Raw genomic sequence first — 22,435 nt, 5'->3', positions numbered from 1 at the left:
CTAACGGCAGCGGTCACCATAACAACATACCGGGAAACCACCTTGAGTAGTGCCAACGACACCAGTACAACCTCCTCTTTTCAACACCATGAGCTATTGCGAATTTGCGCAATTTATCGGCTATCTATCGCCCTAGTGTTACTTGGAATTTTCTATTCGGATATAGGAGCCGGCGCCCTTGGAGATACTGCACCGCTACTTTTCTTATATACAAGCGTGGTGTATTCCCTACTTAACTTTGGCTGGTTAATTTTTTTACGCCAGCAGGCCTATCAAGTAGGCACAGGCCAAATTGGTATCATTCTGGCCTGCGATATTCTGGTTTTCCTTCTTTTAATTGAATCCAGTGGTGGCTTGAACTCCGGTCTCGGCTATCTACTGCTAATCAATTGTTCAATCGGATCTATTCTTTTAGACCGCCGAATGAGTGCCTTCTTCGCGGCGCTGGCAAGTCTCGGGGTCATCGGCCTAGAGTTGTATAATTTGATCTCAGGTAAAGGCACTAGTCAGGATATTGTTGCCGCAGGAAGCTTAGGCCTGTTGCTATTCGCCACGGTGAGCGCATTACAGTATTTGTCTGTACGTATTCGTAGTGCCAATATTCGCGCCGACCAGCAAAGCCGCCAAGCTGCACACCTTCAGAGGCTGGCGCAGCTGATTATTGAGCGTATGGGCACCGGAGTACTGGTAATGGGCCCTACTGGCCAGCCCGAGCTGATAAATCAGGCAGCCCGACGGCTCTTGGGAGAGCAGTTACACGCTGAAAGCCTCGCAGGGAGCTCAGTACTCCAGTCGATTCGCCAGTGGCGCGATACTAAAGGACCCGATACTTCACTGCTACAAGGGGACAATGGTAGAGAACTGCACCTAAACTTCGCGAAGCTCGAGCATGAAAGCGGCAACAGTACACTGGTATTCGTAGAAGATAATCGCAAGCTGGCCGAAGCTGCACAGAAATTGAAACTTGCCTCTCTCGGACATCTCACCGCCTCCATCGCCCATGAGATTCGCAACCCTCTCTCGGCTATCAGCCATGCTGCCCAACTGTTGTCTGAATCCTCCCAATTGGCAGAGGAAGATCACTATCTCACCGAGATCATCTGTAGGCAGAGCCAGCGGGTTAATCAGATCGTCGAAAATGTTATGCAACTCTCGCGGCGCCGGGCAGGCGATCCGCAGGAACATGACATCAGTAGCTGGCTACAACAGTTGATCCAAGACTATAGCGCCGGATCCATTGGGGCAGATCAAGTTGAGCTCGACTTACCTGAGAACCCCCTCAAAGCCAGGTTTGACTCGGCTCAAATGGCCCAGGTGATCACCAATTTAACCGACAATGCCCTGCACCACTCTCAAGTAGCCTCCGGCAAGAGACACGCTTCAATTAGCGTGTACTACAATCCTGAGCGCGGCTGTACTCAATTGGATGTGAAAGACCAAGGATCAGGGGTTCCACAGGAACACCAAGACAAGGTTTTTGAGCCCTTTTTCACCACCGGCAACCGCGGCAGTGGTCTGGGTCTTTATATTGCCCGAGAACTCTGTGAAACCAATCAGGCCAATCTCTACCACTGCCGCAGCAGGGATGATATGAGTTGCTTTAGAGTTGAATTTGCTCACTAAAAGAATGTGACTTGATTCTGCTCAGGAATATTTCCCAAAATGTATGAGAATATTCGTAAAGAATTTCTGACATAATCAGAATCGGCACCTTTGCCCACAATCTCCACAAAACAAGAAAAGACAGAGAATTGATGCTACCTCTGGCCCTGGTTGTCGATGACGAACCGGATATCTGCAAACTAATCACACTCACTCTGCAGCGCATGGATGTGAACTGTCACACCGCCGCCAGCTTAGCGGAGGCAACACGCCTGCTTAAAGAGAACCACTACGATTTTTGCCTGACCGACCTGCGTCTACCAGATGGCGATGGTCTACAGCTAGTCGAGCATATCCAGAGTGGTGTTCTTCGAGACTTGCCCACCGCAGTGATTACCGCGCACGGCAATATGGATACTGCCATTAAGGCGCTAAAGCTCGGCGCATTTGACTTTGTCAGTAAACCGGTCGATTTAGAGCGGCTGCGCAACCTTGCTCAGCTGGCCCTACGCCTGAATAGAGAGCGAGATCCACAACAGAGCAAGAGCGCGAAACAGCTGCTTTTAGGCGAAGCCCCCAATATGCGCAAGCTGCGCGAACAGATAGCCAAAGTAGCGCGCAGTGATGCCCCGGTTTATATCAGTGGCGAATCGGGCTCAGGCAAAGAACTGGCTGCCAGGGCCATTCATTCCCAGGGAGCCCGTGCCGACAAACCTTTCGTCCCCATTAACTGTGGAGCCATTCCCGCTGAACTTATGGAGAGCGAGTTTTTTGGGCATAAAAAAGGCAGTTTTACCGGCGCACATAAAGACAAAGCAGGTCTACTACAGAGCGCTCAGGGCGGTACTCTATTTCTCGACGAAGTTGCCGACCTACCTCTGGATATGCAGGTCAAGCTTTTGCGTACGATACAGGAAAAACGCATTCGGGCTATAGGCGCAAGCCAGGAAACCCCTATCGATGTACGTATCCTCAGCGCTACTCACAAGGACCTGGCCAAAGAGGTCAGCGAAGGGCGCTTTCGCAGTGACCTCTATTACCGCATCAATGTAATCGAAATATCCACACCCCCTCTACGCGAGCGCAGTGAAGATATACCCTTATTGGTCGATGCCATTATGCAGCGTATTGCCCAGAATTCAGAGATAATGCTCCCAAGTATCTCTACCGATGCCATGCAAGCCCTACAGGCTTTCCCCTTCCCCGGTAATGTTCGCCAACTCGAAAATATCCTCGAACGCGCCTTTACCCTATGCGATCATCAGGAAATATGCCTTGATGACCTGCTACTGGAGAGGGATGAGCAAACGCGTGATCGAGAAGCTTCCTCTACCAGCACTAAAGGTGAAGCCTTAAATAGAAACCAATCGGAAGAAAAAAATCGCTTTGATCCCAGCCAGTACAACTCCCTAGATGAATTCCTGCAGGATATTGAAAAAGAAGCGATTGAAAGCGCACTCACCAAGACTCGCTGGAACCGTACCGCCGCAGCTCAAAAACTGGGTATCAGCTTTCGCTCACTGCGATACCGGTTGAAGAAGTTGGGGTTGGAGACTTAAAAATAAAAGAGAGCCGAATTATAACTATCCGGCTCTTCTCAATTTTTTCAATTATACACTACCAGCAATTTCCGGCTGCTTTACTAGAGTTGTCTTTTGCACTTTTCCCACCGGCCTGGTTCAAGGTGAAATTCGCACAATCACTATCCCCACCCTGAACTGACCCGGAAACAGTAGCAGCTGTCAATGTAAAGGTAGTTGTAGTCAATGCCCCGGATATCGAATAATAGCCATTCTCCGAATTTAAAGTCTTACCACCCGTTATTTCCCCTTTCACTGCACAGTTATCATTATTATAAGAACTATAAGCGGTAAAGCAGCGCTGTAAACGCTGCGCCACATCATTGAGGGTTGCTTTTGCTTCCGCACGATTACTCTTGCGTACGGACTCCATATAAGAGGGATAGGCAATAGCAGAAATGATACCTATTACAGCTACAACAATCATTAGCTCTATTAAAGTGAAGCCACGATTTTTTTTTAGGTTTACTATCGTCATTGTAGACACTCTAAAATTTTCTCCAGGACAAGCGCGCAGAAGGGGTAGAAATGCCGCCAGTATGATTTCCGTATTCTCCAGAAGTCTCTGAATAGGGAATATAAACTTTGCGCCCCGCAGTAATATAGCCTGAATACCCTGTACTCGCGCTTGTTTGTTTTGTATTAGGATTATCTAAAATACCATAGTTTATAAAACGGGCATCACCAACACCCACTAACTCCATAGTCCAACCAGTAGCACCATAATCACAGGGATCACTAGAGGTAATCAAAGTCGGGAAGATCAGTCTATCTCGCACAAGTAGTGGCTTACTGATAATACGTTCTCCAGTACTACCTTTATCCTCGCCATCTCCGTTAGCAATAGCACCAAAATCCAGGAACCAACCCTTTTTATTTCCCAGGTCATCCCCCCACCACTCATCCTTATCTTTTGAGATTGTACGAGAATTTCCTGACTCAACGATCTTTTTCTCCATCAACAAACCGGTTCGTTTATCTATAGGATTACCATCTGTGTCCTCAACAGCCTTGAACTCAAGCCTTTCCCCAATATCCTCGAAACCATAGAAACTATTGATCACCGTACCGGCAGCATTATCGCTACTCGCCATATATTGCCCTGTGCCGAAATACACCATAATTGAATCACTGGACCTTGGGTTAGCGCCCAGAGTAGGGGCTGCTGTAATAGGTTGTGGGTTTCCATTAACATCTGTGGCGGTAAATAGAGAAAGTCGTGCAGCATCATCACCATCACCGTCTCGAAATGATACGTCCCATTTGTCACTGTCACTGTCACTGAGATCAAACTTCCACAGATTCCCCAGAAGGTCACCAGCATACGCAGTGTTAACCAGCCCCTTCGCATCAATCAACAAAGATGGCTCAGCCAAACCATTGCCGGTACTATTAGAAGTTGGGATCACTTCTATGTCAGAGGGATTTGACAGATCAACTATTATCAGGCTCGCTTTATCCGTTGATGATTTATAACCATTTCCAAAGATGAGCTTCCAACCCGCTTTAGTAGGTACAATTAGAGGACGACCTAATATATTACCGATATTAGATCCAGCTACAGCGGAATCCAACTCGAAAAGCACCTCAGGGCTACTTGGGTTGGTTACATCTAACACAAATAAACCCTTGGCACCGGCACCATAGGTACCGACCAGGATATTCATCCACTTTGCATTACCGGCATTATTCTTTTTGAAATAAGCATCACCCACAAACAGGGGGCCATCTACAAAATACTGATGCGGATTACTCTCAGAACCATAGTCACTAGCTGCCAAATATTTTAATTTGTCATAGATACCTGTTGGAACATAGGCAAAAAGCTCAGCGCCATTACTGATATTAAAACCATGTAACATACCATCGTTCGCACCTACATAAAGCACCTCAGTACGGCTACTAGTTTTAGTATTACTTAAATAGTCTGCATAACTACTCCCCCCCAAGCTAGCCGGTAATAAGGAGTAATATTGATCACGGTTATCGGCAAGAACCGGTGTACTATTTACTATATCCCCGAGTAATTTAGACCTAATGCGCAAACCATCAATCGTCTGTCCTGCAACCCAATTTAAGCGCTGCTGAGCAACCGTCTCATCATCCCCTCCTTTGAGCGCCGCTTTTTGCGCATCATTCAAAGAGTCCCAGGCAAAATCAACCATACTGGTTCCAGTGGCGGAGTTCGGATTATAAGTCTTAATTTTTCTAGCACTGGTGGGTATTTTTCCGGCCTCAGAAGTATTCCAAGTAGCAATGCTCTTTAGAGTACCATCTTCATTCATTTTGATAGAACGAACTTCACCACTCCAATCATTGGAATCGAAGAGTGCCTGAAAAATCGCAGTATCGGTTCCCAATCGCGTGGAGTTGGCCGCGACTGCCGAGGCTGAGCCGGATCTACCACTAATATCGGTGAGTACAGCAGTAAGCTGGTTAGCAAAGCTAGTAGGATCCCCCGCGCTGTAAAAACCTCCGCGGCTATTGACCGATGCATGTAACAAGTCATCTAGCTTACTGGCATTACTAGAGTTAGAATTTGTCGGATTAGGCCAACTTTGAACTTCCTTTTTGAGAATCTTATCGAAGACACTATCTGTATCGCTGATTGTCCCTGTAACACCAAGAGCAACCCCAAAAGTGACCATATGCTGGTGCTTGGCCGTATCCAATGCTCCCTCTCTAACAGGCAGGTGATCGGCTAGAGTTGGGTGTAAATCCTCTTCATAGTACTTCATCGCGATATCTGCCAGAGTACCACTGTAGGAGTCTGCGAAGGGAGCGCCATTGTTACCATCATAATTATCAGCCGATACAGATGAATAATCATTTCCATAGCCATCAGTCATTAAGATGGTATAGGCCGCTCTACAAGCTATCTGGGGAGTACTGTCATTAGTATCGCCTGGATCTCCTGACCACGGACCTTGATTACCTGTACGTCGATAATACTTGCCTGCATTATCTAACGCAGTTAAGAGTGGGGTACCTGCCCTTGGTATATCTAAACCGTAGAGCGTATCAAAAAAGGTGGCGCGGTCATCGCCCGCAAAAGCTCGCACCCCTTTTCTTATCGTTGCTGTACTTTCACCATCGACTGTCCTACTCGAAGAATTAAGACTCCCAAAGCCAACTCTGAGCCCCTCTCCCTGTGCAGCAAAGGCCTTACCAATACCCGCACGAGACATCAAAATTCGTGAGCGATAATAGCTGTACCAGTTGGCGAAGTTTTTGGACTCTTCTTCAAAGGTACAATACCCCTCGGCTGCACAGTCAGTCCGAGCACTACTGCGGGGGTAAGTATTTCTACTCCTTGTAATCTGTATGCGAGAATAGCTATCAATATCGTTTATATCCCCACTGCCATCGTACTGAAAGTAAGTGGCAGGATAAAAATATTTCAAACTGTCTCGGTTGCCACCTTCGCAAAGCCCCCAAAAACCATTTTCATATCGTGTAGTGGAATTTTCACTGGCATCATTAGCAATCCAGCAAGCACTCTGATAATTTAACTCGGTTAAATTTCTCCAACCTTTTTCTCTATTTTGGGGATTATGATATGCCTTTGTAGGTTCAGCATCAGGCCATTGCTTACCATCTTTATCAACCCAAGGAACGTAGCGAATATTGGGATTGTAATAAGTTTTGTTATTATGAGAAGATCTAAAGTAAGCAGCCCAACGATTGTTTTTACTAAAAGATGGGATCAGCCTACCATAACCTCCATCCCAATAATCACAACTATTAGTTTTACCCTCAGCATAAGGGCAGCCTGGAAAGCTGCCATTCGAGTTTAAGTCACTGTTCGGGTACACATACATTACTGTTCTATAAGGCCAGTGATTACTTGCATTTGGGTCGAAAATATATGCAACCTCTGAAGGTGTAACTTCAAATTGCATGGACCCTGAATCATCCAGTATAAACATTATATTAGGGTCGGCAGAAGTCTGTAAAAAAAGCGGCTGCTGGGCGAGATCCATTGAAAACACCGAGTGTGTCATCCCTATGGTTAACATAGCTGAAATCAACACGGAGCTCTGTTTTATATATTTTTTAATATTCAACATAACACTTTATCCGAGCACAGAAATTAGAATGGCTGAAAATTTGACTGTAAGATTACTATTGCGGTATCCGTACCGCCCACCCCACGACTAGTTACTCGATAATACTGTTTTAGACCCCTACTAGGATTGAAATCTATTGCACCACCATCGGCACCGGAATTTCTAACTTGCTCTGTGATTCTTTCCACCAAATAAACCGGCTTACTCTTCACGCCCTTCAAAGTAATATCTGCGACAGTAGTTTGTGACCAATCATAAGTCAGCCAGTAGCCAGTATTCGAAGAACCATCTAACTCATCCTTATATCCTTTATTCGAACCATCAAATCGGGTAGTTACGGCTTTAGCTATTTCGACAGCCAAGTCTTCTTCTGCAATCCGCAGCCCTGCCTCGGCGGCCTGGAATGCCAACTGCCGATCGCGCATATTACCGGCCATTAGTTCCTGCATGCCGCTGCCACGAATAGCAGCGAGGCCTATAAAAGTCATTAACAATAAAATAACTAGGCCAACCAGAAGGGTAGCTCCCTGCTGGCGTATTAATTTTCTGGGGGCAACTACTTTATGTCGCATTGTTGAAAACTCCATTAGGGCATACGTCCACGTATCGCAATCGTACTGGTAAATACTTGACGCATCCTCCGATCTTTTGCGCTAACCAGACTTCCGTTAAACGTATATTTCTGGGGCTCATCTAAAACGTTGTCATCCGTAGAAACTACTAACAGCTCAACTTTGATCGCAGTAACTTTATTCCAGTCACTTGCTGGGATATCCTTTGCATCTACAAATTCATCGGGGGCGCGGTCATTATTGGTATCCCGGCCATATTTCAACTGCATATCCTCGACACCAGTCATTAATTCCTGTACATCGCCATTGACCTCACGAAATAGGCCTGGACGGCCACTAGCAGTATTATTGGCAATATAGTAAAAAGCGGTATTTACCCTCAGTAATTGAGAGTCACCTCCAAAGGATTCACTCCCTTGTTCAACCTCCCACTCAGCTTTAATATTACCTGGCTTAAAGCCATCTATTGCCTCGTGATAAATTGCTATGTACTTCGCATTTTTACCCGCTGTTTCCTCATCCCCTTCCTGCTGTGTTGTTTCTTGCGGAGTAGTTTCCGAAAGGTCATCAGTTGGCAGTTTATTCGCGAACTCAAATTTTGTCGCTTGAAAGACAATTCCTTTTGAGCAACTAGCAACTACTACGATATCACCCTCACAGAACCCACTATATTTATCCTTATCATTAGGGCAGGCTTTTTCTTCGAAATCAGTATTTTCTATATAAATACGGTCAGCGGTATTTGTCCCCTGCAGTCCCATCGTATTGCTATTGGCGCTACGTAATATCAGTGCATCGGTACTACTCAGGCGGCCAGCTGGGTAGCTTTTATCAGTAATCCCCTCGTCAACACCTTCAATAGGGGACTCAAAACGATAAATCAGCGCTGTTGTATCTTTAAGGTGATTATCAAGCCTGGTCACAGAAAAGTCCGCGCAGCCCATATAACCCGCCATTCGCAGATCCTCAGCAATAAAATCCATTGCCAAACGCCCAGTTTCCTGAACCCGGGCAATAGCGCTTTGGCTATTAAAAGTCACCTTACTGGCCAGAAAAAGTTGCACCACACCCGCCATTAATACCAGGCCCACTGTGATCGAGACCATTAACTCGACCAGGGAAATACCCCTCTGCTTGAGTAAATTCATTGCTTAAATCCGTGTCATGTATTCAAAACTGGTCGTGCCATCAGAAGCAGTAGAGTCTTGCTCTCCCCAGTTAATAGTTGCCGTACAATTACCATCGCTATCACAGGTAATTCCTCCGGTTCCATTTGGTAGTTGGCGACCCAACAGTTGCCTCCACTCAATTAGGTCCCTTCCAGCCAAGCTCGAGCTGCTTGTTGGCGTGCTTGCCGTCACAGCCAATTTATAATCTGCAATTTTTTTACGGTTGGCCCTAACTCGATCTAAAATGTCATAGGCCAGAATATTAGCCTGAGAGCGCATATAGGCGCTGTGGTTGTACTGCAGAGCCTTATTTTGCAGTGCAGCTAGTCCGAGTAATGAGGTTGATAAGATCAACACCGTGACCATAACCTCAATAAGACCAACACCGCGCTGCTTATTTATTAATTGCATTGAGATATCCCTTAGCAACTGGATTTGGATACGTTAAGCATGCCGGAACCTGTAATTGCTAGTGTCCGTGCACTAGTGCCCGTGCAACCCGTTACTTTTGTGGTAACCGTAGTGTCATTAAAGCGCCCCAAAGTACCAAGGGTGGTGTAACGTAAGAAATTAGTATTAGCAGCACCCTGCTTAACGGTGATAACGGCATTGTCATCAGCCTCCCAGGTACGCAATATCTGCGATATTCCGAAATTTGTACTGTTATCTGTCGCTGCTGTATCCACAAATACCATCCAGCCCTGGGACCAGGTATCAGCTGCAGTACAGTTCGCCCCATCTGCGCTCGCGCAAATAGATACCCGTCCAGCGCGCTTAATTGCCTCCGAGCGAGCGTAGCTTAGGGCTCCTGTAAAATTCTCTGAAACAGCAACGGCACGATTGTTGTTAATCATGTCTGTAAAACTCGGTGCTGCGATACTTACCAGAACGGCCAGCACTACGAGAGTAACCATCAGCTCAATCAGGGTAAAACCTCGCTGCAGCAAACAGCGTTTGTGTTGGCTCTGCTTATACCGCATGTATTCCTACTTAATATGTAATTTGTACCAATAATTTTGAGTTTCCTCAGCCGCCACGCGCCTAGAAGAAGGATTCACCTAGAGTTATATTCGCGAAAATAGCACTGCCGCCATCACCATACCAATAGGGCTCGACAAGCGGCGATTTCAGCAGATTCAATGGTCGAGAAATTGAGACCTGTGTCTAAACAACCCTAGGAGAAGGGGCATGACTCAGCAGGGCTTTACACTACTCGAATTGATAATCACCTTGGCGCTATTATCGATACTTCTTTTAATCGGTCTGCCAAGCTTTACACAATTACTAGAAAACACCCGTCTGCAAACCTCTACCGAGGAGTTCTTTACTGCTGTACAGCTTACCCGAACAAACGCCATCATTCGCAACCAGCGGGTAACAATGCGAAACCTGGGAAGCTGGGAACAAGGCTGGGAAATTTTTGCCGATAGCGATAATAACGGAGAACGGGGAGACAAAGAGTTATTGATTCTTAGTAGTGCAGCCCTAGATAAAGTCCTTATTAAAACGAACAGTCCAGTTGAGGATTACATTTCCTTTATAAGTACCGGGGAGAGCCGTAAGGCAGGCTCTCCAGAAGGGGCTCTGCAGATGGGAACACTACATATATGTAGCCAGGAAAATAACCGAGGGAAGGCCTTTATTTTATCCAGCGGCGGACGAATGCGGATTGAAGAGGCGGACGAGAATGATTGTTCATAATCGGCATTCAACTTAAATATCTAGGATTTAGCGGAGCTCCTTGGGCAGAGAAAAACGGATATTTTCTTCACACCCATCCATCTCTTCAGGCACGGTGGCACCAAGCTGTTGCAATTTGCCAATCACCTCTTGCACCAACACCTCTGGAGCCGAGGCCCCGGCGGTGATGCCAATGGATTTTTTGCCCGCGAGCCAACCGGCATCAATATCAACAGCGCCGTCGATTAATTTGGCATCGGCACCACAGCGCTCAGCCAGTTCGCGCAGGCGGTTGGAGTTGGAGCTATTGGGGCTACCCACAACCAACACCAGGTCGCTCTCCAGAGAAAGCTGGCGAACAGCGTCCTGGCGGTTTTGGGTAGCGTAGCAGATATCATCCTTGCGCGGGCCGCGGATGTTGGGAAAGCGCTGTCGCAAGGCATCGATTACCCGGGCAGTATCATCCATGGATAAGGTGGTCTGGGTAACATATGCGAGATTATTCTCGTTATTCACCTTTAGCTTGGCCACATCCTCCTCGTCTTCGACCAAGTAGATAGCACCACCAGCGGTGCCATCATACTGACCCATAGTGCCCTCTACTTCCGGGTGTCCGGCGTGGCCGATTAGTATGCACTCGGCGCCATCACTGCTGAATTTGCTGACTTCGATATGCACCTTGGTAACCAGTGGGCAGGTGGCATCGAATACACGCAGGTTGCGATCTTCTGCTTCCCTTTGCACAGCTTTGGATACACCGTGGGCACTGAAAATAACGATAACATCATCGGGCACTTCCGACAGCTCGTCCACAAACACGGCACCGCGCTCGCGCAGGCTTTCCACCACAAACTTATTATGTACCACCTCGTGACGTACATAGATGGGCGCACCAAAGACATCTAAGGCACGGTTAACAATATCAATCGCGCGGTCGACGCCGGCACAGAAGCCACGGGGATTAGCCAGTCGGATTTGCATTTTTACTTCAGCACTCTTTCGATAATCTATTCAACGGGTGAAAAATTGCCCTTATTGAATCGAATCCACTGCGATAATTTTTACGTGGAAGCTCAGTGTCTGCCCTGCCAGAGGGTGGTTGAAGTCAACGGTTACTTCATCCTCCTCAATCTCGCGAACTACACCGGGTAATTCACCACTTCCATTATCAAAGGAAACTACCAAGCCAGGCTCCAGCTCAATATCCGGAGCGAAGCTGTCGCGGCGCACCTTTTGCATATTGGCCGGATTACGCTGACCGAAGCCCAGCTCAGGGGGGATTTCGATTTCCGCCTCATCGCCAGCTTTGAGACCGAAGAGGGCTTTTTCAAAGCCTGGCAGCAGGCTGCCATCCCCCACACTAAAAGAAGCGGGATCACCTTTGAAAGTGGAATCCACTTCGGTACCGTCATCCAGCTTCAGGCTGAAATGCAGAGTTACGCGGCTGTGCTCGCCGATAACGCTATTACTCATGGTTCGTTAAACTTCCGCGTTATTTTTTGTCTTGTCGCCGTCTTTTTCTGCAAAGAAAAGCAACTCTATAACCAGCATGGCCGCGCCGATACTGATACCCATATCCGCCACATTAAACACTGGGAAATGCCAACTGCCGTAGTACACGGAAATAAAGTCCCGCACATATCCCAGCAGAATGCGATCCCACAGATTTCCGAGAGCACCACCCAAAATCAGGGCCAGGGCACAGGGTTCCCAGCGCTTTAGTGCAGGCAAACGCCACAACCAGATAATGACAACAATGCTAAACACCATTGCGATCACACCAAAAAACCAGCGCTGCCAACCACCCGCATCAGACAGGAAGCTGAAAGCTGCACCATAGTTTTCCGCATAGGTAAACTGCAGAAACCCCGGAATAATTTGCACCGCTGGGCCGTACATAAATTCGCCCACAGCCCAGACTTTGGTGGCAACATCCAGAACCACCACAGCCAGTGCCAGCCAATACCAGCGCCAGGGGTGGCCGAATAGCAGATTAGTCTTAGGCATAGTGCCTTACCTCGCCTTCACCAGCCACATTCTCTACACAGCGACCGCAAATATCCGGGTAATCACTGTTTTCACCCACATCTGCACGGTAGTGCCAGCAACGCTCACATTTGGGGTGATCCACTTTGCTCACACCAATTTTAAGACCTTCAAGCTCGGTGCTTTCAGCACCCGCCGCATCACTGAGAGGCTGCACTGAAGTGGAAGAGCAAATCAATACAAAACGCAGTTCATTCTCCAACTCGAGCAATTTCTCGCGCAGATCATCATTGGCATACAGAGTAACTGCCGCCTGCAGAGACCCACCAATTGCTCCAGCAGCGCGCTGCTCCTCCAATACCTTGTTTACCGCCGTTTTCACTTCGGCCATTACAGCCCAATAGGCCGCACCTTTATCAGCTTCGGCTGACAGTTTGGGCAGCGGATACCACTCTTCGATAAACACGCTATCGGCATTATTACCAGGAATAAACTGCCACAACTCTTCCGCAGTGAAGCTGAGGATTGGGGCAATCCAGCGCACAAATGCCTGCACAATATGGTAGAGCGCGCTCTGCGCAGAGCGACGCGCGACACTATCTTCCTTGGTGGTGTACTGGCGGTCCTTGATGATATCCAGGTAGAAACCACCCATTTCAACCACGCAGAAGTTATGCAGCTTCTGGTAAATCTGGTGGAACTGGTAATTATCGTAGGCTGCCAGGATCTCATCCTGCAGGTGTGCAGCCTTATCCAGCGCCCAGCGATCCAGTGCCAGCAACTCTTCCTCCGGCAACAGGTCTTTTTGCGGATCGAAACCGGCTAGGTTAGATAAGAAGAAACGGGCGGTATTGCGCAGGCGACGATAAGAATCGGCAGTGCGTTTAAGAATTTCATCGGAGACAGCCATTTCACCGCTGAAATCAGTGGCCGATACCCACAAGCGCAGTACATCTGCACCCAACTTGTTAATTACATCCAGGGGAGCAACGGTATTGCCGATAGACTTCGACATCTTGCGCCCCTGCGCATCCACGGTGAAACCGTGGGTGAGTACCTGCTTATAAGGCGCGCAACCATTAATGGCGATAGAAGTCTTCAGAGAAGATTGGAACCAGCCGCGATGCTGGTCGGACCCTTCCAGATATAGATCGGCGGGGAAGCGCAGCCCTGCGCGGCGCTCCAACACCGCGTAATGGGTCACACCTGAGTCGAACCAGACATCGAGGGTGTCGGTAACCTTCTCGTAATGTTCCGCCTCATCACCAAGAAGATCCCGGGCATCCAGGTCAAACCAGACATCCATACCCTTTTCGTCAACCAGGGCCGCCACTTTATCCATCAAGGCAGGAGATTCCGGATGCAGCTCGTGGGTCTCTTTGTTCACGAACAAAGCAATAGGCACCCCCCAGGTGCGCTGGCGGGAAATACACCAGTCCGGGCTGCCATTGAGCATGGAGTCGATTCGGGCCTTACCCCAGCCGGGGATCCACAATACGTCATCGGCGGCTTTTTGCGCCTGATCCAGCAGGTCATTTTGCCGCATGCTGATAAACCACTGAGGAGTCGCACGGTAGATCAGCGGTGTCTTAGTGCGCCAGCAATGCGGGTAGCTGTGCTCCAGCTTGCCCTTGTGCAGCAGCACACCGCGCCCCTCAAGTAATGCAACAATCTTGTCGTCCACTTTGTAGACATGCTCGCCAGCAAATAGCGGCACACTGTCGCGATAAACACCGTTATTATCAATGTAATTGAGGGTCTCAATACCGTAACGTTTGCCTACCTGGAAATCGTCCGGACCGTGGTCTGGGGCTGTATGTACACAGCCGGTTCCAGCATCGGTAGTGACATGATCACCCAGGACAATGGGCAGCAACTTGTCGTAGAAGGGGTGATGCACTTTCAAGTGCTCCAGGGCCGCGCCGCGAATGCGACCCACAACTTCCCCTTCGAAGCCTGCGCGGGCCAGTACCGCATCCTTTAAGGCTTCTGCGATCAACAGGCGGCGCTTGCCTGCCTGCACCACCACATATTCCAGCTCACCGTTTACGGAGACCGCCTGGCTCGAGGGTAAGGTCCAGGGTGTTGTGGTCCAGATCACCACCGACAGTGGGCCTTCTCCAGCATGGCCACCAGAGGCATCGGCTATGGCCAGATCCGCCTCTTCACTCACCGGGTAGCAAACGTCAATGGAATAGGAGACTTTATCTTGATACTCCACTTCCGCTTCCGCCAACGCAGAACCACCCACCACACTCCAGTAGACCGGTTTGAAACCGCGTGCAAGATGGCCATTTTTCACCACACGGCCAAGGGCGCGAATAATATCGCCCTCAAACTGGAAATCCATAGTGCGGTAGGGGTTGTCCCATTCGCCAAACACTCCCAGGCGTACAAAATCTTTCTTCTGCCCATCCACCTGCTTGGCGGCATATTCACGGCACTTCTGACGGAAAGTCTTATGGTCCACCTTGCTGCCAGCTTTGCCAATTTTCTTCTCTACGCGGTGCTCAATCGGCAGGCCGTGGCAGTCCCAGCCAGGTACGTAGGGAGCATCGAAACCACTCAGGGTTTTCGACTTGATAATGATGTCTTTGAGAATCTTGTTAACTGAGTGACCAATATGAATATCGCCATTCGCATAGGGAGGACCGTCGTGCAGGATAAATTGCTCGCGCCCGGCACGCGCCTCGCGAATTTTTTCGTAGAGCTTGTTGTCCTGCCATTTTTTCAGAATTGCCGGCTCACGCTGCGGCAAATTGCCGCGCATGGGAAAATCGGTCTCAGGCAGATTCAGGGTCGCTTTATAATCAGTCATTGGGTGTCTACTTCAGCTCTAGTAGAAAAATAAATTAGGTCGTCTCAGTTTATTGGTGCGGTCTAGGATTTTGTTTAAACCACTGCCGGGCATTTTCAATATCCTCGGCGATACGAGCCTTGAGAATATCCAACGAGGCAAACTTCTCCTCGTTGCGCAACTTGTGGCAGAACTCCACTGCAAGCTCTCGCCCATAGAGATTGCCATTGAAATCAAACAGGTTCACCTCCAGCAGGGGGCGCGCGCCCTCGCCCTCTACAGTGGGACGAAATCCCACATTGGCCACGCCATCTATGTCTTGGCGCCCCGTAGCAAGCTCAGAACCATCTGTGGCAGTGGTGCGCACCGTATAAACGCCAACTAACGGGGAGCGGTAGCGCTGCAGGCGCACATTGGCCGTGGGCGCGCCCAGCTGACGACCGAGTGAACGCCCAGGCGCCACCCTGCCGGTAATCTTGTAGGGCCGCCCCAAGAGGGCCTCGGCCAGCTCAAAATCACCATTCTGCAGGGCTTCGCGAATACGGGTACTGCTCACCCTGGAGCCGCGTATTTCCATAGTCGCGGTATCTTCCACGGTAAAGCCATGCTGGGTGCCCATCGTTTGCAGGAAGCTATAGTCTCCACTGCGGTCGCAGCCAAAACGAAAATCATCGCCCACCACCAGATGGCGAATGCCCAGGCCATCAAGCAGTATCCTCTGGATAAATGCCTCAGCACTGAGGCCGCGCAAGGTATCGTTAAACTGCAGGCACAAGACTCGCTCCACGCCCACATCGAACAGCGCCAGCACTTTTTCCTTAAAACGCATCAGCCTCGCGGGAGCCTGCTCGCCAGAGAAGAACTCGTGAGGCTGGGGTTCAAATATAATGGCTACCGAAGGAAGGCCCTGCTCAAGCGCACGCTGTTGCAACTGGGCAATGATCGCCTGATGACCAAGATGTACGCCGTCGAACGAGCCGATCGTCGCCACGCATCCTCGGTGGCGGGGGCGCAGGTTGTGCAACCCGCGAATTAGTTCGCGTTCCTGGGCCAAAACGATCTTCCCATCCTCATAAAATCGAGCCGCACAGTATAGCGGATTCCCACAGGGCGGCCAGTAGCGACTGGCCGCATACAATTCATGCCATATTGGCGTCTATTCAGAGTTAACTGGTGGCGCGGAAGTGACGTGGGCGCAGGCCTGACACAAACAGGGTAAACAGGTAGGCCAAGCCCCCTGCGGCCACCATTACACCCATACGCCAGGCCCGTTCAAACCAGCCCCAGGCACTCCAGCTTTCCCAGACGTGAAGGAGCCCCATCAACACAACGACCATCGCCAAATTCGCCGCTATCAACCGCAATAGGAATCGCCCCCAACCAGCCTCAGGCATGTAAACGTCATCCCGGCGCAAACCCTTGTACAGTAACCAGGCATTGATTGCCGCCTGGCAGGCGGTAGCCAGCGCCAGTCCCATATGGCCGAGTTTAAAATAATGATTCAGCGGGATAACAAACAGAAGGCTCAGCACCATCTTGGCCGAAATTGCGATCAAGCCGAAACGCACCGGTGTATAGGTATCCTGACGGGCAAAATAGCCCGGCGCTAGCACTTTGATCAACATAAAAGCCAACAACCCCAAGGCGTAAGCTCGTAGGGACCAGGCCGCCATCTGCATATCTCTGGGCTGCATCTGGCCGTATTGGAATAGCGTGGTCAACAGCGGCTCAGCTAATACCACAAGGGCTACCGCCGCAGGCAGGGAGATAAGGGTAACGCTGCGCAGCGCCCAGTCGAGGGTATGGCGAAAGCGGCGCGGGTCTCCATCGCTGTGCAGACGAGACAAGCTCGGCAATATCACCGTTGCCACAGCCACACCAAACACCCCCAGCGGTAATTCGGTCAGGCGATCGGAAAAATACAACCAGGAGACACTGCCACTGGGCAGGAATGAAGCCAGCAGCGTATCCAATACCAAACTGATTTGAGTGACCGAGACTCCAAAAATTGCCGGAGCCATCAGGCGCAGAATTTTGCGTACCCCCGGGTGGCTCCAATCCCACTTGGGCCTTGGCAATAACCCCTCGCGCGCCAGAAAAGGCAGCTGAAACAGCAATTGCACCACTCCGGCCAAAAGCACACCCCATGCCAAGGCCAGTATCTCTGGATCGAACCAAGCCGTACCTATAGTTGCCGCACCAATCAACACCAGATTCAACATAATTGGCGTCAGTGCCGGAATCGCAAATCGATCAAAGCTGTTCAGAATAGCGCCGGTGAAACCCGCCAGGGAGATCAACATCAGGTAGGGGAAGGTAATTTGCAACATGCCGGTGGCGAGCTCAAACTTTTCCCTTTCGCTGCCATCCCACCACCAGCCAAATGCAAAGATCCCCGTCACCAGAGGCGCGCACAATACGCCAAATAAAGTAACCAACAACAAAACACCGCCGAGTGCTCCCGCGACGCGATCATTGAGCTCTCGTGCTGCAGCAATGCCCCCCTTTTGGCGGTACTCCGCCAACACCGGCACAAATGCTTGGGCAAAGGCGCCCTCAGCAAACAAGCGGCGGAAAAAGTTAGGGATTTTAAACGCCACGAAAAAAGCATCGGCGGCATCCCCAGCCCCGGCAAAGCGCGCCAGGGCCATATCCCTGGCCAGGCCGGCAACCCGGGACAACATCGTTGCGGCCCCCACCACCGAGCTGCCGCGCAGGAGTCTGGATGTACCGGTTTTTTCGACGGGCTGGTCTTGGGTGGGCGGCGACTGGGGCAACGCTGTGACTCCTGGATTTGGGCGATATCTGCTGGCCGGCAAGTCTACCGCAATTCCACAAAAGTCATTGAGGGATGGATATCTTTATGCTCCTACGACCTGGAGCCCACGAGCCTATACTAGCTGTGAATTAGTGACGCGTCCCACGGAATCGGTGGCGCGGGGAGAAGACAGGATGACCATTAACGCTTTGATTATTGCCCTGGCACTGGCGATTGTGCTTTACATTGCGATAATGCGTGGCCCCCGCCCCCAGCGTGTGCGTGTCCGCGTAGATTCGCCCCGCGACCGGCGCTACCACCGCCTGAAATAACAGGACACACCGGTTGCCATCTTTCGCCACAATTGCGCAGCGATTTGCCACCACTGCGCCACGCCAGTGCCTCCTTGGAGCTTTTTAATAGCACTCAAACGGGCCACACACAGCCCCACCGAGTAAAAGAAAGCCTCCAAGGAGAGTAAGCAATGAAAAAAACATTAATGGTTGCAGCCCTGACTTCCCTGATCGCCTCTGGTACCCAGGCGAATGAACTCAACGAATCGAAACTGACCCCGGCCAAGCAGGCCACGGTCTTTACCACGGCAGCCGTTGCCGGTGCCGCTGTAGGGGGCCCTGTCGGGTTTATCGCCGGCGCAATCGGTGGAGCCTGGCTCGGCGAACAGGTCAAGCAAGCAGAAGAGGCTGATATGCTGGCAACACAACTGACAGAGAGCCGTGCAGAGCTCAGCAACCTGGCACAGCAACTGGATGCGGCTCGACTGTCCGCGAATGATGCCAGCCAAGTGGCACTGGATTCATTACAGTTCCAGATGCTATTCACCACCGGGGAAGACGAACTCCAGACCACCCAGCTTCAACAGCTGAATGCCATGGCAGACTTCCTGAAACGCCATCCCCACCTGCAGATTCAACTGGAGGGACACGCGGACCCACGGGGCAGCGATGGTTACAACAACGTGCTCTCTGACCAACGTGCCCTAAGTGTTGAACAGGCACTGATCTCTCTGGGCATTGACGCCTCCCGCATCAGCCGTCGCGCTATGGGCTCCACCTATTCGGAGGCCCCCAAGGGCGATGTCGACGCTTACGCCATGGAGCGCCGTGTTGATATCCGCTTTTCCCTACCGGAATCCATGGCCGGACACTTCTAACAACTGCTAAACAGCCGCGATGGACTGCAAATCCTCGCGGCTGCGCAAGGTGACTTCAAATCGCTATTGCGCCTGTGGACTGATTAAAAGTATGGCCACAAACTCTCCTCCGTGAAAAAAACCCTGTTGTGCTTGCGGGCCATTTGCGCCCGCCTTTTTGCCAATAAGCTGCTATTTCGTGCATGATTCTCCGCCACAAAGGAAGCAGCCGGAATCAGCCATGAGTGCAACTATCGCTATTGTCGAAGACGAGCGCGCCATCGCCGAAAATTACCGCGATGCATTGCGCCGTAGCGGTTATCGAGTCGATCTCTACAGCGCAAGGATTGAAGCCATGGAAGCTTTCCGGCAGCGACTGCCAGACCTGGCGGTAATCGACGTCGGGCTCGGCAGTGAAGTGGAAGGCGGTTTTGAGTTGTGCAGGGAGCTGCGCGCTATGGCCCCCAGTCTGCCAATCCTGTTTCTCACCGCCAGAGACTCCGAACTGGATATTATTTCGGGACTACGCCTCGGCGCCGACGACTATCTCACTAAGGATATCTCCCTGCCCCATATGCAAGCGCGTATCAACGCGCTGCTGCGACGGGTCAGCGTACTGCGCGACCAGAGCGATGAAGGGGAGAGCCTTACCCAGGGCAAGCTGGAATTGGATATTTCCCGGTTGCATTGCCACTGGGACGGAAGGGTAGTTGATCTCACTGTCACTGAATTCTGGATTGTCCACGCTCTAGCCAAGCGCCCCGGGCATGTGAAGTCCCGCAGTCAGCTGATGGAGGCCGCTCGGGTAGTTCTGGATGACAACACCATCACCTCCCACGTAAAGAGAATCCGCAAAAAATTTCAGGCCCTGGATAATGAATTCAACGCTATAGGTACAGCCTATGGCATGGGCTATCGCTGGCAGCTCTGATTGCCTCGGCAACATAGCAGCCGGTCTACAGCTTTTCGGGGACCCGTAGATGAAACTTCGCCGACAACTCCTATTGGTGAGCCTTGTGGCGCTGGCTCTGCCCTGGGCCGGCTGTCAGTATCTCCGTCAGGTGGATGCGGCACTGGCGCAGGGCCAACTACAGGCCCTCGAGGCCACAGCTGCAGCAATTGCCGCGCGCCTGGCCAGCGCACCAGAGTTAATCGCTCCCGATCCCGCACGCCATGCTAGACCGCCTGGAAGCCAGCTCTACTTAAATCCCCTCTCCCACCCTCCAGTTGTAGATGGTTACGGGGACGATTGGCGTCCCTGGGAGCTTACTCCCCGAGAACTGCTCAATGAGCAGCACATGCCCCAGGCCCAGATCACACTCGGCCAGTATGCTGATCAGATCTACCTACTGCTAACAGTCAGTGATGAGACCCCAGCCTACCGGGACCCTCGCACAAACCTGCTCGCCGGAGGGGATACCGTTCAGCTGTTTACCAATGGGCGCCATTATCTGTTGCCGGTGGCGAGCCGGGGGCCTGTCGAGGCCTTTTGGCACAATCCACGCGAAGGCAGCTACCAACGCGAATTGCGCCTACGCGGGCGCTGGACCGCTTCACCGAAGGGGTATCAACTAGAGCTCAGCCTTCCCTACACACTCACACGTGGCAGCCTGTCCATTCAAATACTCGACCGCACCAGTAGCAACGGTTCCCCACCAGTTCACAGTACCAGCACCCTTCCCGCCGATGGCCTGCCGGGGCACTTAGTTGCTCCACTGCCCAAGCTGCAGGGGGAATTGGACCACTTTGCCCGCCCAGACCTGCGCTTGGCAGTCGTAGACAGCGAAGGATTCTTGCTCGCCAGTAACGGCCAACCACAGGTGGCCAATGAGGAGCAGAACACACCGCGGCCCTGGCTGCGCAGTTGGATTTATCGCAAACTGCTTGCCAGGGAAGAGCTACCAAAGCTACCCCAAAATGAACTGCCGCTAAGCAGTGGCATTGGACGTGATACAGCCGAGCAGTGGTTTGGCGGGCCACTACAGTCGCGTATAGGAGCAGTCAGTGTGCCCGTGATAACCCGGGCTGACGAAGTCGTAGAAAGGCCTCTGCTGGGACGAGTGCTTGTGTTGCAGTCCGCTGAGGCTATGCAGTCGATGACCGATAGCGCCGCACACAGGTTATGGTTGATTAGCTGTGCGGCAGCAGCAACCGCACTGCTGTTTTTGCTCGGCTACGCCAGCTGGCTATCTTGGCGCATTCGCAAGCTGCACCGCGCTGCGCGCAATGCGGTCGACAGCAGTGGCAAATTGCGTGGCAACTTTCCCCTCTCCTCTGCCAGAGACGAACTGGGCGCACTTAACCGTGCCTTTGCCAGTCTGCTGGGCGAGCTAGATCAGTATCACCAATACCTGCGAACCCTCGCCAGTAAATTGTCCCACGAGTTGCGCACGCCTCTCGCGGTGGTGCACTCTTCACTCGATAACCTCTCCACCGGCAAACTGGATGAAGACAGCCGCCGCTATGCCGAACGCGCACTGGATGGCAGTGCCCGCCTATCCGGCATCCTCAACAGCCTCTCTGCGGCTAGCAACCTGGAAGCCAGCATTCATCAGGCAGAGCGCGAGCGCTTTGACTTGGCGGACCTGCTGGAAGTTATGGTGCAGTGCTATGGCGACGCCCACCCCCGCCACCAATTTTCTCTGAAAAAGCCTAATGGAGAGCTTCGCTGTGAGGGCGCGCCGGAGCTATTGGCACAGCTTTTAGATAAGCTGGTAGACAATGCCTGTAGTTTCGCCCCAAAGCACAGTGAGATTCAGCTTGCAGTCTACAGCGAAAAGGACGGATACCTAATTAGTGTGAGTAACGACGGTCCATTGCTACCCAATGGCTATGCACACAAGCTGTTCGATTCCCTGGTATCTGTGCGTAAGGAAGGTGACAACGCTGGGCATTTGGGCCTTGGATTGCATATCGCTAAATTGATTGCTGACTTTCACCGAGCCCGCTTGGAGGCTCGAAATCGCACAGATAATAGCGGTGTGGAGTTCAGCCTAAAACTGCCGACCCGCTAATCACGCACCAGCACCGGCAGACAAAGCGCAAGCTATCTGCCCAGATGGTTGACAAAC

At 51.1% G+C, this 22,435-nt stretch carries 19 protein-coding genes; 7 read left to right on the top strand and 12 right to left on the bottom strand.

Annotated elements, in window-relative coordinates; genetic code table 11:
- Positions 1-42 precede the first annotated feature (42 nt).
- Together ACJJIO_RS12745 and ACJJIO_RS12740 are read left to right on the top strand one after the other, a co-directional pair.
- Positions 43-1,623, top strand: a complete 1,581-nt coding sequence (locus tag ACJJIO_RS12745; protein ID WP_444908672.1) for a sensor histidine kinase — start codon at positions 43-45, stop codon at positions 1,621-1,623.
- 131 nt (positions 1,624-1,754) lie between these two features.
- Positions 1,755-3,161, top strand: a complete 1,407-nt coding sequence (locus ACJJIO_RS12740; protein ID WP_444908671.1) for a sigma-54-dependent transcriptional regulator — start codon at positions 1,755-1,757, stop codon at positions 3,159-3,161.
- Between the two features lie 58 nt (positions 3,162-3,219).
- On the opposite strand, the gene ACJJIO_RS12735 is transcribed toward ACJJIO_RS12740, so the two are convergent.
- Genes ACJJIO_RS12735 through ACJJIO_RS12710 form a run of 6 tightly spaced genes read right to left on the bottom strand, consistent with a single transcriptional unit; the run spans position 3,220 to position 9,973 of the window.
- Positions 3,220-3,660, bottom strand: coding sequence for a type IV pilin protein (locus ACJJIO_RS12735; protein ID WP_444908670.1), 441 nt, complete (start codon positions 3,658-3,660; stop codon positions 3,220-3,222).
- A 10-nt stretch (positions 3,661-3,670) separates the two neighbouring features.
- Entirely contained in the window at positions 3,671-7,252 is a 3,582-nt protein-coding gene (locus ACJJIO_RS12730) for a pilus assembly protein (RefSeq protein WP_444908669.1), read from the bottom strand.
- Between the two features lie 23 nt (positions 7,253-7,275).
- Positions 7,276-7,824, bottom strand: a complete 549-nt coding sequence (locus ACJJIO_RS12725) for a pilus assembly PilX family protein (RefSeq protein ID WP_444908668.1) — start codon at positions 7,822-7,824, stop codon at positions 7,276-7,278.
- Positions 7,825-7,838: 14 nt separating this feature from the next.
- Complete coding sequence (locus tag ACJJIO_RS12720; protein WP_444908667.1) at positions 7,839-8,972, bottom strand: PilW family protein; 1,134 nt, start codon at positions 8,970-8,972, stop codon at positions 7,839-7,841.
- Positions 8,973-8,975: 3 nt separating this feature from the next.
- Complete coding sequence (gene pilV, locus ACJJIO_RS12715; RefSeq protein WP_444908666.1) at positions 8,976-9,404, bottom strand: type IV pilus modification protein PilV; 429 nt, start codon at positions 9,402-9,404, stop codon at positions 8,976-8,978.
- 11 nt (positions 9,405-9,415) lie between these two features.
- Positions 9,416-9,973 (bottom strand): GspH/FimT family pseudopilin, encoded by a 558-nt coding sequence (locus ACJJIO_RS12710; protein WP_444908665.1) that lies wholly within the window; start codon positions 9,971-9,973, stop codon positions 9,416-9,418.
- A gap of 208 nt (positions 9,974-10,181) precedes the next feature.
- Here ACJJIO_RS12710 and ACJJIO_RS12705 point away from each other — a divergent pair, with 208 nt between their 5' ends.
- Positions 10,182-10,694: a GspH/FimT family pseudopilin gene (locus ACJJIO_RS12705; RefSeq protein WP_444908664.1), complete on the top strand. Its 513-nt coding sequence runs from the start codon at positions 10,182-10,184 to the stop codon at positions 10,692-10,694.
- Positions 10,695-10,721: 27 nt separating this feature from the next.
- Here ACJJIO_RS12705 and ispH read toward each other — a convergent pair whose 3' ends face one another.
- From ispH to murJ, 6 genes are all read right to left on the bottom strand, one after another.
- Positions 10,722-11,654 carry a 4-hydroxy-3-methylbut-2-enyl diphosphate reductase gene (gene ispH, locus ACJJIO_RS12700; RefSeq protein WP_444908663.1) on the bottom strand — a complete coding sequence of 311 codons (933 nt, stop codon included), beginning with the start codon at positions 11,652-11,654 and terminating at the stop codon, positions 10,722-10,724.
- A gap of 51 nt (positions 11,655-11,705) precedes the next feature.
- Positions 11,706-12,146, bottom strand: coding sequence for an FKBP-type peptidyl-prolyl cis-trans isomerase (locus tag ACJJIO_RS12695; RefSeq protein ID WP_252084449.1), 441 nt, complete (start codon positions 12,144-12,146; stop codon positions 11,706-11,708).
- 6 nt (positions 12,147-12,152) lie between these two features.
- Entirely contained in the window at positions 12,153-12,680 is a 528-nt protein-coding gene (lspA, locus tag ACJJIO_RS12690) for a signal peptidase II (RefSeq protein WP_444891400.1), read from the bottom strand.
- Entirely contained in the window at positions 12,673-15,477 is a 2,805-nt protein-coding gene (ileS, locus tag ACJJIO_RS12685; protein WP_444908662.1) for an isoleucine--tRNA ligase, read from the bottom strand. Before ileS ends, lspA begins: the two co-directional genes overlap by 8 nt.
- A gap of 49 nt (positions 15,478-15,526) precedes the next feature.
- Entirely contained in the window at positions 15,527-16,510 is a 984-nt protein-coding gene (ribF, locus tag ACJJIO_RS12680) for a bifunctional riboflavin kinase/FAD synthetase (RefSeq protein WP_444908661.1), read from the bottom strand.
- A 112-nt stretch (positions 16,511-16,622) separates the two neighbouring features.
- Positions 16,623-18,233, bottom strand: coding sequence for a murein biosynthesis integral membrane protein MurJ (gene murJ / locus ACJJIO_RS12675; protein ID WP_444908660.1), 1,611 nt, complete (start codon positions 18,231-18,233; stop codon positions 16,623-16,625).
- 4 nt (positions 18,234-18,237) lie between these two features.
- Between murJ and ACJJIO_RS12670 the strand changes: the two genes are divergently transcribed.
- From ACJJIO_RS12670 to ACJJIO_RS12655, 4 genes are all read left to right on the top strand, one after another.
- A complete protein-coding gene (locus tag ACJJIO_RS12670) occupies positions 18,238-18,546 on the top strand; it encodes a hypothetical protein (RefSeq protein WP_444887970.1) in 309 nt (102 codons plus the stop codon).
- A gap of 152 nt (positions 18,547-18,698) precedes the next feature.
- Entirely contained in the window at positions 18,699-19,385 is a 687-nt protein-coding gene (locus ACJJIO_RS12665; RefSeq protein ID WP_252084444.1) for an OmpA family protein, read from the top strand.
- A 220-nt stretch (positions 19,386-19,605) separates the two neighbouring features.
- Entirely contained in the window at positions 19,606-20,295 is a 690-nt protein-coding gene (gene pdsR / locus ACJJIO_RS12660) for a proteobacterial dedicated sortase system response regulator (RefSeq protein ID WP_252084443.1), read from the top strand.
- Positions 20,296-20,344: 49 nt separating this feature from the next.
- On the top strand, positions 20,345-22,378 hold the full coding sequence (locus tag ACJJIO_RS12655; RefSeq protein ID WP_444908659.1) for an ATP-binding protein: 2,034 nt from the start codon (positions 20,345-20,347) through the stop codon (positions 22,376-22,378).
- The last annotated feature ends 57 nt before the right edge of the window (positions 22,379-22,435 follow it).

It is taken from the genome of Microbulbifer mixtoriginis (SeqCode) (assembly GCF_052467235.1).
Note: the sequence above shows the minus strand (reverse complement) of the source record. Positions and strands in the feature narration are given on the sequence as shown.

Excerpts from the sequence above, each read along its gene's own strand:
- ACJJIO_RS12665 (WP_252084444.1), top strand. The coding sequence starts at position 18,699 with ATGAAAAAAACATTAATGGTTGCAGCCCTGACTTCCCTGATCGCCTCT.
- ACJJIO_RS12735 (WP_444908670.1), bottom strand. The coding sequence starts at position 3,660 with ATGACGATAGTAAACCTAAAAAAAAATCGTGGCTTCACTTTAATAGAG.
- pilV (WP_444908666.1), bottom strand. The coding sequence starts at position 9,404 with ATGCAATTAATAAATAAGCAGCGCGGTGTTGGTCTTATTGAGGTTATG.
- ACJJIO_RS12655 (WP_444908659.1), top strand. The coding sequence starts at position 20,345 with ATGAAACTTCGCCGACAACTCCTATTGGTGAGCCTTGTGGCGCTGGCT.
- lspA (WP_444891400.1), bottom strand. The coding sequence starts at position 12,680 with ATGCCTAAGACTAATCTGCTATTCGGCCACCCCTGGCGCTGGTATTGG.
- ispH (WP_444908663.1), bottom strand. The coding sequence starts at position 11,654 with ATGCAAATCCGACTGGCTAATCCCCGTGGCTTCTGTGCCGGCGTCGAC.
- ACJJIO_RS12710 (WP_444908665.1), bottom strand. The coding sequence starts at position 9,973 with ATGCGGTATAAGCAGAGCCAACACAAACGCTGTTTGCTGCAGCGAGGT.
- ACJJIO_RS12695 (WP_252084449.1), bottom strand. The coding sequence starts at position 12,146 with ATGAGTAATAGCGTTATCGGCGAGCACAGCCGCGTAACTCTGCATTTC.
- ACJJIO_RS12725 (WP_444908668.1), bottom strand. The coding sequence starts at position 7,824 with ATGCGACATAAAGTAGTTGCCCCCAGAAAATTAATACGCCAGCAGGGA.
- ACJJIO_RS12720 (WP_444908667.1), bottom strand. The coding sequence starts at position 8,972 with ATGAATTTACTCAAGCAGAGGGGTATTTCCCTGGTCGAGTTAATGGTC.
- ACJJIO_RS12730 (WP_444908669.1), bottom strand. The coding sequence starts at position 7,252 with ATGTTGAATATTAAAAAATATATAAAACAGAGCTCCGTGTTGATTTCA.
- ileS (WP_444908662.1), bottom strand. The coding sequence starts at position 15,477 with ATGACTGATTATAAAGCGACCCTGAATCTGCCTGAGACCGATTTTCCC.
- ACJJIO_RS12740 (WP_444908671.1), top strand. The coding sequence starts at position 1,755 with ATGCTACCTCTGGCCCTGGTTGTCGATGACGAACCGGATATCTGCAAA.
- pdsR (WP_252084443.1), top strand. The coding sequence starts at position 19,606 with ATGAGTGCAACTATCGCTATTGTCGAAGACGAGCGCGCCATCGCCGAA.
- ACJJIO_RS12705 (WP_444908664.1), top strand. The coding sequence starts at position 10,182 with ATGACTCAGCAGGGCTTTACACTACTCGAATTGATAATCACCTTGGCG.